This is a genomic window from Glycomyces tritici (assembly GCF_030403505.1).
Window position 1 is genome coordinate 766,343 of record NZ_JAUEMJ010000001.1, and the last position, 12,348, is coordinate 778,690.

A 12,348-nucleotide genomic window follows, 5' to 3' on the forward strand; every position below is an offset into this window, starting at 1 on the left:
CGCCCAGCCTAGCGGGCCCGGCGCCCGGCGGCGCTTTCGAGCCGGTCATTGGCACAGCGCCCCTCAGCCGCAATGGCTCCAGGCACTGGTCCACGTCGTCGAACCGACCGAACCGCCCCACTTGACGCACGTGTTCGGCGCGGACTTCTTCACCGGCCCTGCGTAGTAGGCGAAGTTGCCGGAGTCGCGGGCGACGGTGCCGCCTTCGACCTGGAGGCTGGCCGACACGGCGCTGGCGGTGCCGACGCTCGTGTACTTGAGGGTCACGACGCAGTTGTAGCCGTTGGAGGCGTTGTACATGAGGTAGATCCGGCCGACGGTACCGAGCGCGTGGGTGTTGATCTGGCTGTACCCGGAGCCGCAGACCTCGCCGGGCGTGTACGGGTTCCCGCCGCCGCAGCCGTTGGAGGAGGTGATGGCCTTCTTCGAGCCGTACGGGACCTGGACGCCCTCGACCACGGGGGTGACGACGGAGCCGGAGACGCTCCGCTGCTCGTAGTGCAGGTGCGGGGCCGTGGAGCCGCCGGTGGAGCCGACGGTGCCGATGACCGTGCCCTGCGCGACGGACCTGGAGGTGCCGACGGAGCCGACCATGGTGTCCAGGTGCGCGTACCGGGTGCGGGTGCCGTCGGAGTGGACGATCTGGACCCACTTGCCGTAGCTGGTGCCGCCTTCGTTGTAGAAGGTGGCCGTGCCGCCGGCGGTGGCGCGCACGCTCTCGCCGTTGATGGCGTCGGAGCCGTAGGTCTGCCAGTCGATGGTGTTCTGCGGGCTGTGGGCCGGGCTGTCGATCCAGTTGTTGGCCCAGAAGGTCTTGCTGCAGTTGAAGGGGCTCTTGTGGCTCACGGCCTGGATGGTGATCTCGCCGGCGTTCGCCGCGAGGCCCGGGGAGAGGAAGGTGGCCGCCGCGGCGAAGAGCGCGGCGGCGAGGAGCGCGAGGCGCCGCTGGGCGGTGGGAGGAGGTCTCATGACAGGACGGTATCGAAGAAACGTTTCGTTGTGAAGGTCACATTTGAAGAATTTCTTCTTACAGAATGAAGACGGCCGCGCCCTCCTGGCGGAGGGCGCGGCCTGCTGCTTGACCTGTCCGCTATTTGTACAAGGCCTTCGCCAGCCGCTTCTGCGCGATCCACATGCCCGCCACGCACAGCGCCATGAGGTAGGCGATGTGCACGAGCATCATCGGGCCGACCTGGCCGAGGCTGAGGCCGCGCACCAGCTCGATGCCGTGGTACAGCGGCATGGCGTAGACGATCGGCTGCGCGAACGCCGGGTAGGCCTCCACGGGCGTGAAGGTGCCGCCGAACAGAAACATGGCGAACACGACCGCGTTCATCCAGTCGAAGTCGACCCAGTCGCGGAAGAGGGTGGCGAGGGTGAGGCCGATCCCGGCGAAGGCCAGGGCGACGAAGACGCACGCGGGCACCGCCAGGAGCGACCACCAGGAGTCGAGGAGGCCGAACAGCCCCATGACGACCACGAACGCGCCGATGTAGGTGCCGCCGCGGATGAGCGCCCACCAGACCTCGCCGAGCGCGACGTCCCAGGGGCGCAAGGGGGTCGCGAGGATGCCGTCGTAGACCTTCATCCACTTGAACTTGGCGAACACGTTGATGGAGGTCTCGGCGAGCACGCCCATCATGGCGGCGTTCGCGAGGATCGCGGGCGCGACGTAGGCGGTGTAGGAGACGGTGGTGCCGTCGGGGAGGGTGATGTCCCCGACGAGGCCGCCGACGCCGAAGCCGAAGGCGAACAGGAAGAGCAGCGACTCGACCGCGCCGGAGATCACGAGGATCCAGGCGCGGCGCATGGCCACCCAGTTGCGGTTGAGCAGGGCGCCCGAGGACTTCAAGGAGGCGCGGGCGGCGCCGTAGGCGATTACCGACATGCGTTGGGCTCCTAGAAGTTCAGGCGGCGCTGGATGGCGTGGCGGGCGGCGAACCAGCCGCCGACGGCGAGCGCGGCGAGGTAGGCGATGTGGAGGACCGGCGCCAGCGCGGGCGCGGTGCCGGCGGTCGCGGCCCGGGCGAGCTCGGTGCCGTGCCACAGGGGCGAGAGCCACACCAGCGGCTGCAGGAACCAGGGCATCTCACTGGCGGGGAAGAACACTCCGGAGAACAGCGAGATCGGCATGACGGCGAACCGGAAGATCATGTTGAGGTTCGCGTCGTTGCGCAGGCTGGTGGACCAGAAGTGAAGCCAGGGCGCCATCGAGGCCGAGACGAGCGCGGCGGCGACCACTGCGAGCGCGGCCCACCACGAGGTGTAGACCCCGAAGAACGCGAGCACGACCGCCACGAGCGTGCAGTTCGTGAAGGGCCGGAACACGGCCGCGTAGGCGAGGTGGCCGTTGAGCATGTCGACCGGGCGCAGCGGGGTGGCCCGCTGGGCGAGGTAGTGGCCGCCCCAGTCCGCGTAGCCGCCGAAGACGGGGAAGACCATGTCGTTGCCGAGCATCATGACGGCGACCGAGCAGATGAGGCCGGGGGCGATGAACGCGGCGTAGTCGAGGCCGCCGATCGAGGCGGGGTCGATGTAGGCGCCGACGCCGATGCCGATCGAGACCATGTAGAGGATCGGCAGGAGCACGGAGGTGAAGACGGTGCCGTGCCAGACGTGCCGGTACAGGGCCAGTTGGAGGTTGAAGGCGCGCCAGGCGGCCTGGGTCGGGGTGGGGGCGGCGCGGTCGACGATCAGTGCGGTCACGCTTCGTCCTCCACGAGGGCGCGGCCGGTGAGGCGCAGGAAGACGTCTTCGAGGCCGGCGCGGCGGGCCAGGACCGAGGTAGGGCTGATGCTGCGGGCCTCGAGCGCGGCGCTGGTGTCGTCGGCGCTGTCGGTGTAGACCAGGATCTTGTCCGGGAGGGCCTCGATCTGGGCGCCGATCCCGTTGAGGGTCAAGGCGAGTTCGGCGAGCTCGGTGGTGTGGGCGGCGCCGAAGCGCAGTTCCACGACCTCCTTGGTGACGTGCGTGTCGATGAGTTCGCGGGGGGAGCCGGAGGCGATGATGCGGCCTTCGTCCATGACGACGAGGCGGTCGCAGAGCTGCTCGGCCTCGTCCATGTAGTGGGTGGTGAGCAGGATCGAGACGCCGCGCTGCTTGAGCTGGAACAGCCGCTCCCACACGAGGTGGCGGGCCTGCGGGTCGAGGCCGGTGGTGGGCTCGTCGAGGATCACCAGCTCGGGGTCGTTGATGAGCGAGCGGGCGATGGCGAGGCGGCGCTGCATGCCGCCGGAGAGCTCGCTGACCTGGTCCTTGGAGCGGGAGGTGAGCTGCACGAACTCGAGGAGCTCGGCGGCCCGGACCTTGGCGTCCTTCTTCTTGATGCCGAAGTAGCCGGCGTAGACCACGAGGTTCTCGAAGACGGTGAGCATCCCGTCGAGGGTGTTGTCCTGGGGGACGACGCCGAGGCGGGCGCGGATCTCGGCGCCCTGGGTGTGGGGGTCGCGGCCGAAGACCTCGAGCTCGCCCCCGGTGGGCTGGGAGACGCAGCCGATCATCCGCATCGTGGTGGACTTGCCCGCGCCGTTCGCGCCGAGGAAGCCGAAGGCCTCGCCGCGGCGGATCTCGAAGTCGACGCCGCGCACCGCTTCGTGCTCGCCGTAGCTTTTCCGCAGGTCCCCGGCGCGCACCAGGATCTCATCGTCATGTGGCATGGGGCAACCCTAAGCCCGGTGCCCGACAGAGTACAACAGATTTTGAAGCGAATCCTTCATAAATACCGGCCAGTAAAGGTAGTGCTTGCCCTACCCCCATTGAGGGGTCAGCGGTAGTTACAAGTCACAGCCGAGGGGGAATGATTAAAGAGTCGAAGTTTCCCGACAGGACGGACCTTTTCATGACGCTCATCGCCGACAAGGCACAGCAGGCCCCCGATAAGCCGAGGACCGGCAGTGACTTCGCCGAACTCGGCCGGCGGATCAACGAGGCCGGGCTGATGGCCCGTCGCCCCGCGTACTACGTGATCCGCTTCGCGCTCATGGCCGCGGTCTTCGTCGGCGGCTGGGCGGCGTTCGCGCTCATCGGCGACACCTGGTTCCAGATGTTCACGGCCGTCTTCATGGCCCTCGTCAGCACCCAGGTGGCCTTCCTCGGCCACGACCTCGCGCACCGCCAGGTCATCCGCAGCCGGGCCACCTCCGAGCGCCTGGGCTGGTTCACCGGCAACCTCGCCAACGGCATGGGCTACGGCTGGTGGAACGACAAGCACAACCGCCACCACGCCAACCCCAACCACGAGGAACTCGACCCCGACGTCTCCCCGGGCCTGTTCTCCTGGTCCAAGCGCCAGGCCGGCATCGCGCAGGGCTTCAGCAAGTTCTTCGGCAAGTACCAGGCCGAGCTGTTCTTCCCGATCCTCCTCCTCGAGGGCATCAACCTCAACTGGTCGGGCATCAAGTCGGTCATCAAGCCCGGCCTGAAGAACCGCGGCTGGGAAGCCCTCTTCCTGGGCCTCCACTGGGCCGCCTACCTGGCCGCGCTGTTCATCGTGCTCTCCCCCGGCAAGGCCATCGTCTTCTTCCTCGTGCACAAGGCCGTGTGGGGCCTGTACATGGGCTCGGTGTTCGCGCCGAACCACAAGGGCATGCCGACCTTCGTCGGCGAGACCGAGCTGGACTTCCTCCGCAAGCAGGTGCTGACCTCCCGCAACGTCAAGGGCGGCTGGTTCACCAACTTCGCCCTCGGCGGCCTGAACTACCAGATCGAGCACCACCTCTTCCCGGCGATGCCCTCGGTCAACCTGGCCAAGGCGCAGCCCATCGTCGAGGAGTTCTGCAAGGAGAAGGACATCTCCTACCACGCGACCGGCCTGATCCAGTCCTGGCGCGAGGCCCTCACCGAACTCCACGCCCACGGCGAACCCCTGCGCAACCCGCAGTCGGCGAACGCCGCCTAGACATACGAGAACGGGCCCGGGTCGCGATGCGACCCGGGCCCGTTCTCGTTGCTTCTACTTCAGGGAGACTTCGATGCCCCCGGAGAACATGGAGTCGTGCAGCTGCAGGCTCGCCAGCTCGGTCCCGGCCGGCACGTCGAAGACGATCTTGCCCTCGACCTGGTTGCCGGGGTTGATCTCGGTAAGCCAGACCTCGTTGTCCTCCAGGTAGATTCCGGCAGTCGAGTTGGCGGAGTACTCATTGCCGTCGGCGTCGAACAGCTTCTGGTCGCTGTCGGAGAAGTAGGCGGCCTCGCTGCCGATGTTCTTCACCGTCAGGTCGATGATCACGAACTCGCCCTGCGCCTGCTCATTCAGGTACTCGTTGCCGACTTCAGCGACTCCCTGCTCGAAACCGCCGACTGTGAACTCGAAGTCGCCGTCGGCGACAGTGTCGCCCACCCCGGCCGCTTCGGGTTCGGCGGCCTCGCCGCCGCCCTCCTCACTGGCCGCCGCATCTGACTCCGCCTCACCGCGAGGACTTTCGGACGCTTCGGCTTCGAGAGTGCTTTCGAGGTCGTCGGCCACCGAGTTGGTGATCGAGAAGGACAGGATCGCGCCCAGTACCGACAGCACGATGCCGATGATCGACATGATCTTGTGCGATTTGAGGATGCCGATGATCCCGAGCACGATCGCGGCGGTACCGAACAGGCCGCCGATGAAGATCCCGGCGACGGGAATGAGGCCGAACAGCAGCGCCGCGCCACCGAAGATCAGTGAGAGCAGGCCGATCGTCTTGGACCGTGCCGCGCCTCCGACCGGCGGTTGCGCCGTCGGAGGGAACGGCGTGGGAGTGTACTGCTGTGGGGGAGAGTACTGCGAAGGCGCGGGCGGCTCGCTCCCGGCCGAGGGCGGCGGCGGAACCTCATTGGGCTGCTGAGGGTCCACCGGAGAGGGATGGGTCATGGGCAGGTCCTTCACAAGGAGAGCCAGGCAGAAGTAGCCTGGAACACACCATGATACGTGTGGGTGTGTCATCGATTTCGGAGAGTGACCGCCATGGCTGCGCCGCCCGCGGATGCCGCGGGCGGCGCTCGCCGTTCGGTCACGAAGCGGCGACGAAGTACCGCTGGCCGGAGGCCCAGAAGTCCTCGACGCCGATCGCGGCCGACTCGACGCCGGCGCTCGGCACGATGACGCAGAAGTTCCCCGTCGCCGTCCCGCCCGCGAACACCTCTGGGGCGTTGAAGAGGTCATCGGGAATGACACCGCACGCCCCGCTGTGGACGCTGTCCTCGATGAAGACCCCGAACAGCAGGTCGGACCAGGCGAAGCTCGACGCCTCGCCCTGGTACGTCGCCTCGACCCGGAACATGAAGAACTGGGACCCCTCGGGCGGCGGCGTGTTGAACTCGTTCTCGGCCATGACCTCCTCGGTCGCGTCCGGCACCACCTCGCTGATGACCACGGTCCAGTTCCCGGTGGCTATCTCACTGCCCGCCGGGAGCGGCGCGTTCGGGTCGGTCCCGTCCACGACCTGGTCCTTCGGCAGGTCGCCGTGGCCGGTGCCGTCGTCGGACTCGCTCTCGGACCCGCTTTCGCCTTCGGTCCCGTAGTCCGTCGGCCAGTCCTCGATGATGTCCTCGGCCGCCTTGCCGACGGCGACGGTCACGATCACCGTGACGATCAGGCCGAGCACGGCCAGGCCGATGCCGATGATCGACATCAGCCGGTGGGACTTGAAGATCCCGACGACGCCGAGCACGATGCCCGCCAGCGCGAAGGCCCCGCCGAGGAAGATCCCCGCGACGGGGATGAGGCCGAACAGCAGCGCCGCACCGCCGAAGACGAGCGCGAGGATCGCGATGGTCTTGGAAGGCTCCCCCGCCGTTCCATCCGCCGGCGGGCCGGGCGGCGGCGGGTAGAACGGCGGCGGCCCCGGGGGCGGTTCGTACGGCTGCGGGCCGCGAGGCGGTTCGTATGCAGGGCCGGTCGGCCGCTCGTACCCCGACGCGGGAGGCGGCTCATTCGGCGGGTACTGCTCGGGCGGCGGTGAGGCAGGCGGCTGGGACATGGCTTCCCCTCCAGATGCGGCTGCCGAACACGCTGCGGCGGGACACTCGATTGCCGAACGGTCCACCACTGAACGACATGCCTGTTACCTGCATCACAACACGAGAATGAGAGGCTGTCTCGGATATCGCCCGGTTCCCGGACTGCTCGCCCGCGCTGGCCGGCGGCGCTACTCGACCGCGTTCGCCGCCTGGTCGCGCAGGGACCGCACGTGCTGCTCCAGGCCCATGAGCTGCCCGAAGAGCTTCATGTACTCGTCCTTGTCAGTACTGGGGTTGATGCGCTGGAGGCGGCGCTTCAGATCGGCGACCTCCGCCTCGACCACCGGCCGCTGAATGCGGGCCAGGATCGTACGGACATAGAGGCCGTCAGGCTCCCCCGCGAGCCGCAGCTCCTCCACCGCCAGCTCGCTCACCAGCGCACCGGCGGCGATCTCGGTGCACGCGCTCTGCACCGCGGCGATCCAGTTCGGCCCCGCGGCGGCCCGGGCCGCTCCCCCGGCCGCGGCCACGGCCTCGCGCACCGCCCGGTAGTTCGGGTCGGTGTACGGGGTGGCGTCGACAGCGTCGAAGTACGGACCGGCGATCTGCGGCTGCTGGAGGGCGACCTTCAAGACCTCGCGCTGCGCGCGCAGCTGCGTCGAGTCCGTGCGCTGCACCCGCTTCGGCCCCTCCGGGGCCTCCGGCTGCTGCCCCGCGGCGGCGCCCTGCACGGCGCGGCGCAGCTCCGCCTTCTCCTTGCCCAGGCGCCCGGCGTAGACGCCGATGTACTCCTCGACCAGGCCCCGGTCCTTCACCCGCGCCAGGAGCGGCGCGATGGCCCGCGTGGCGTGCAGGCGGCCCTCGGCGGTGTCCAGGTCGTGCTTGACGATCGCCCGCTCCAGTGCGAACTGCACCAGCGGCGTGTGCCGCTCGATGAGCTCGCGCACCGCCGCGTCCCCGGCGCTCTGGCGCAGCTCGCACGGGTCCTGCCCGCCGGGCGTGACCGCGATGTACGTCTGGGAGACGAAGCGCTGCTCCTCGTCGAAGGCCTTGAGCGCGGCGCGCTGGCCGGCCTCGTCCCCGTCGAAGGTGAAGATGATGCGCCCGTCCGCCGACTCCGAGTCGAACAGGAACCGTCGCAGGATGCGGATGTGATCGGGCCCGAACGCGGTGCCGCAGGTGGCGACCGCCATCGGGACGCCCGCGAGGTGGCAGGCCATGACGTCGGTGTACCCCTCGACGATGACGACCCGGCCGGTCTTGGCGATCTCCTTGCGGGCCAGGTCGATCCCGTAGAGGACCTGGGACTTCTTGTAGAGCGGCGTCTCAGGGGTGTTCAGGTACTTCGGGCCCTGGTCGTCGTCGAAGAGCTTGCGCGCGCCGAACCCGATCACCGAGCCCGAGGAGTCGCGGATCGGCCAGACCAGGCGGCGGCGGAAGCGGTCGATGAGGTTGCCGGTGCGCGAGGGCTTGGCGAGCCCTGCCGTGTTCAGCTCCTCGGCCGAGAAGCCCTTGGCGCGCAGGTGCTTCGCGAGCGCGTCCCAGGAGTCGGGGGCGTAGCCGCAGCCGAAGGTCCCGGCGGCCTCGCGGTCGAAGCCGCGGGCGGTGAGGAACTGGCGGGCGGTCAGCGCCTCGGGAGAGAGGAGCTTGGCGGTGTAGAACTCGGCCGCCGCGGTGTGCGCGTCGAGGAGGCGCTGCTTGAGGCCGGGCGCGCCCGAGGGACCGCGCTGGACGCGGCCGTCGACGTCCTCGTAGGTGAGCTTGAGGCCGGCCCGGGCGGCGAGGCGCTCGACCGCCTCGATGAAGGTGAGGCCGTCGAGCTCGGTGAGGAACGTGATGGCGTCGCCGCCGACGCCGCAGCCGAAGCAGTGGTAGACGCCGCGAGCGGGTGTGACGTTGAAACTCGGCGAGCGCTCGTCGTGGAACGGGCACAGGCCCTTGAGATTGCCGCCGCCGGCGTTGCGCAGGGTGACGCGCTCGCCGATGACATCGGCGATATCCACGCGCTCGCGCACCAGCTGGATATCGGCGTCCCGGATTCGCCCCGCCACTGTTCACCTCTTCTCGCTGCCCCACCATTCTGCCCGGTCCCCCTGACAACCCGCTCGCAGACGCCGCCCGGTGTGAGCACTGAAGTCGAAGCGGCACCCCGTCCGCGAGCACTGCGTAGCCGCCCGACCCCGCTGCGGCACCACGGGTGAGTGATCGGCCACCATGGACGGGTCGCGGAGGTCACGTCGCGAATCGGGTTCACGGAAACCGTTGGCGCAGATCAGAACCGGTGTGAAAGCCCGCTGTACCATGGTTCTGGTCAGCAATTTTCCCGACCACGCCTCACGCGAGCGCGGTCCGATCCGCTAGAGTCGCCTATCATGCCGGACCCATCGCCCGAGCAGCCGCCCTCCTGGCCTCCCACCAGTGAACCGGCGGCCACACCCACCAATCCGCCCCGAATCACCGCGCGCGGAGTGGGCCACCTGCCTTCCAAAGCGCCGGCTCCCGCGACTACGGAGGACGAGCCTTCGGCGGCCGACCGATTCCTGCGCCCGCCGCCGAGCGGAGGCGCGTTCAGCGAGCCGCCGCACCAGGCCGGCCCCTACGAGGAGCTCGACCCCGAGTCGCGCCGCAGTGAATGGGGCGCGTTCGACGACGCGACCCCGGAGGTGCCGCAGCAGCCGGGGCCCCAGCACGGCGGCGCACCGTACGGCGAAGCGCCGTTCGCGCAGCGCCAGGCGCCGCAGTACGGCGGGCAAGGCGCTCCCGAGCCGGAGTACCAGCAGCCCGCTTACCAAGAACCTCCTGCGCCGCAAGGCGACTGGAACGCGAAGGGCGAAGCGGACGCACCCGACTGGCCGCCGAAGTCGAGCCAGGAGTGGATGCACCAGCAGTCCCAGACCGGTTGGGGCCTGACCAGCGGCGGCGCCGCATGGACGGGCGCGGGTGAGATCCCGCCGCCGGCCGCGGCCCCCGCAGCGGAGGCGCCCGCCGAGCAGTCGTTCCGTCCCGAGCAGGCCGGATCGCCGTTCGTCGCCCCGCAGCAGGCGCCCGGGTTCGACCAGCCGACCTATGACGCGCCGCGCCAGCCCGCCCAAGGCGAGAGCCTCGAGTTCCCGGAGCTGCGCTCCGACCCGTACGAGGCGGACGTCTACGGCCACAACCAGTACCGCGGCGACTCGGGCGGCCAGGACCTCTACCAGTCCGACCCGTACCAGGCCGAGCGGCTGCAGGCCGAGGCCCAGCAGGCCCGCGAGGAGTACCAGGCGCAGCAGCAGGCCGATCCGTTCCCGCCCGTGCCGCAGCAACCGCAGCAGTCCTATGGGGAGCAGCGCACCGGCGCCCCGTTCGGTTCGGGCGCTGACGCGTTCGGCCCGACCGGAACCGCCCCTGAGCAGCAGGACCCGTTCGCCGCCGCGCAGGACCAGTTCGCCCAGCAGGACCCGTTCGCCGCTGCGCCGCAACAGGTCCCGTACGCGCAGCAGGACACCGTCCCGGCCCCGCCGCAGTCCGCGTACGGCGACCAGCCGTCGGGGGCGCACTCGGTCTACGCCGAGCAGAGCGCACCGATCGCGGCGCCGGACGCCGTTCCCGCCCAGCGCACCGCCGAGCCGGCCGAGAAGAAGCCCGAGCCCGTGGTCGAATCGCCGTCAGGGCCCATCCGCGTCGCCCCGCCGACGCACCGCGGGGTCCGCTACGCGATCTACGGCATCGGCGGCCTCATCACCCTCGGCCTGATCATCGGCATCGTGCTCATGCTCGGCGCCGAGCCGCCGCGTGAGCCGACCCAGCCGGGAGACGGCAACGGCGACAGCGACTCCTCCAACGAGAGCCCCGGCGCCGACGAGGCCCTGACCCCCGAGCGCTACACCGAACTCGCCGCCGCCGCGGGCACCGCCGAATGGTTCTCCTGGCGCTACGGCGAAGCGGGCGAGAACGGCGCCGAGGAGCTCGCCGCCGCGAGCGGCGACGCCCTCGCCTCCGAACCGCTGCTCGGCGACGCCGACCGCAGCATCCAGGGCCAGCTCGGCTACGTCACCGACGAGTCCGGGCTGACCGGGATCGACCACGTCACCGTCGTCGAGTCGACCGACGAGTCGCTGGGCCTCACGCCCCGCGCCGGCGGGCGCTTCACCGACGAGGGCCGCCCCGAACTCGAACTGCAGGAAGGCGCCACGGCCGACTGCCTCAACGGCCTCGGCGGCGAACTGGGCGAGCCCGTCGCCATGGCGCGGCCCGAGCAGAGCGCCGAGGTCAACGCGCACTCCGTGATCGCGTTCTCGTCGGGCGTCGTCGCCACGGCGGGCATCAGCGGCGCGCAGGGCGGCACCTGCCTCCAGCTGCCGGCCGGGCAGGTCCCGACCGATGTGGCGCTCACCGACGGCAACGAGCTCGCGCTCGTCACCACCTGGACGCCTGAGTCGCAGACCGGATCGCTCGTCGTGATCGCCTTGGGCGACAAGAAGGGCTCGTACCAGTCGAGCTGGTCGCAGGCCTACCCCGGCCTGCCGAACCCGGGCCACTTCGGCGAGGCCGAGGTCGTGGGCACCGTCGAGCTGCCGTTCACCGCGCCGACCTCGGTCGACGCGTGGTCGAACTCGAACGGCTCGCTCTCGGCCGAACGCAGCGACGTCGAAGGCGGCGCCGGACGCGACCAGGTCGCGACCGCCGGCGCCGCGATCGTGGGCGATCTGAGCGCCGGCCAGGTCACCACGGTCGATCTCGCCTCGACGCTGGAAGGCCTCGCGGCGCAGCACTACGACAGCACCGAGTTCCAGTTCGCCGCCACCGCCGGTGAAGCGGTCGGCTTCGACGGCGGCGTCGCCGACGTGGCCGCCACCGAGGGCGTCTTCGCCGTCGCGACCACCGACGGCACCGTGCGCGAACTCGACGGCGCGCTCAAGGAGACGGCCGCGACCGAGGTCGGCGCGAACCCGACCTGCCTGGTCGTGGGCACCCAGAGCGGCGCGTTCATCGCCACGAGCCGCGGCGAGGCCACCGTCAGCTGGGTCTCGGGCGGCGAGGTCGTGAAGGAGCTCGCAGACTCGCGCATGGCCGACCCACTGTGCGCCTCCGAGACGCCCGCACTGAACGCGAAGGGCTACGACGGCACCGCCGCCGTCGTCCTGGTCACGGACTACACGGGCCAGAAGCTCCACTCGTACCTCGACGGCCAGGCCTCGATCCCGGGCGGCGGCACCGTGGGCGGCGACGGGTTCTCCTACGCCGGGGCCTACGAGGTCGCGGGCAACCCGTGGGGCGCCTCGGTGACCGTGGACCTCGAGTAGACGAAGCACGGACCGAAGGCCGCCCGGCGATCGCCGGGCGGCCTTCGTCGTTCAAGCGCATGGAGGCCGAAGGCTCAGGTGCGGCGCGTCACCGGGCCGGGCGGCTCGCCCGGCCCGCTGGAATAATGGACCG

9 protein-coding genes are annotated in these 12,348 nt (G+C 70.0%); 2 read left to right on the top strand and 7 right to left on the bottom strand.

The features are described 5' to 3' along the window. Positions 1–63 precede the first annotated feature (63 nt). The 4 genes from QWI33_RS03515 to QWI33_RS03530 all read right to left on the bottom strand — a co-directional run bounded on the left by QWI33_RS03515 (position 64) and on the right by QWI33_RS03530 (position 3,656). The gene (locus QWI33_RS03515; RefSeq protein WP_289954927.1) at positions 64–969 is read right to left on the bottom strand and encodes a M23 family metallopeptidase; all 906 of its coding nucleotides are present in this window, start codon (positions 967–969) and stop codon (positions 64–66) included. 121 nt (positions 970–1,090) lie between these two features. Continuing rightward, positions 1,091–1,888, bottom strand: a complete 798-nt coding sequence (locus tag QWI33_RS03520; RefSeq protein WP_289954928.1) for an ABC transporter permease — start codon at positions 1,886–1,888, stop codon at positions 1,091–1,093. A gap of 11 nt (positions 1,889–1,899) precedes the next feature. Then, positions 1,900–2,706, bottom strand: coding sequence for an ABC transporter permease (locus QWI33_RS03525; RefSeq protein WP_289954930.1), 807 nt, complete (start codon positions 2,704–2,706; stop codon positions 1,900–1,902). Then, positions 2,703–3,656: an ABC transporter ATP-binding protein gene (locus QWI33_RS03530; RefSeq protein WP_289954932.1), complete on the bottom strand. Its 954-nt coding sequence runs from the start codon at positions 3,654–3,656 to the stop codon at positions 2,703–2,705. Before QWI33_RS03530 ends, QWI33_RS03525 begins: the two co-directional genes overlap by 4 nt. A gap of 182 nt (positions 3,657–3,838) precedes the next feature. Here QWI33_RS03530 and QWI33_RS03535 point away from each other — a divergent pair, with 182 nt between their 5' ends. Continuing rightward, complete coding sequence (locus QWI33_RS03535) at positions 3,839–4,897, top strand: fatty acid desaturase family protein (protein WP_289954934.1); 1,059 nt, start codon at positions 3,839–3,841, stop codon at positions 4,895–4,897. 54 nt (positions 4,898–4,951) lie between these two features. On the opposite strand, the gene QWI33_RS03540 is transcribed toward QWI33_RS03535, so the two are convergent. From QWI33_RS03540 to dnaG, 3 genes are all read right to left on the bottom strand, one after another. Continuing rightward, positions 4,952–5,845, bottom strand: coding sequence for a DUF4352 domain-containing protein (locus QWI33_RS03540; RefSeq protein WP_289954936.1), 894 nt, complete (start codon positions 5,843–5,845; stop codon positions 4,952–4,954). Between the two features lie 139 nt (positions 5,846–5,984). Beyond that, positions 5,985–6,953: a hypothetical protein gene (locus QWI33_RS03545; RefSeq protein ID WP_289954938.1), complete on the bottom strand. Its 969-nt coding sequence runs from the start codon at positions 6,951–6,953 to the stop codon at positions 5,985–5,987. 168 nt (positions 6,954–7,121) lie between these two features. Further along, the gene (dnaG, locus tag QWI33_RS03550) at positions 7,122–8,984 is read right to left on the bottom strand and encodes a DNA primase (protein WP_289954940.1); all 1,863 of its coding nucleotides are present in this window, start codon (positions 8,982–8,984) and stop codon (positions 7,122–7,124) included. 321 nt (positions 8,985–9,305) lie between these two features. Between dnaG and QWI33_RS03555 the strand changes: the two genes are divergently transcribed. Then, positions 9,306–12,215, top strand: coding sequence for a hypothetical protein (locus QWI33_RS03555; protein WP_289954941.1), 2,910 nt, complete (start codon positions 9,306–9,308; stop codon positions 12,213–12,215). Positions 12,216–12,348 lie beyond the last annotated feature (133 nt).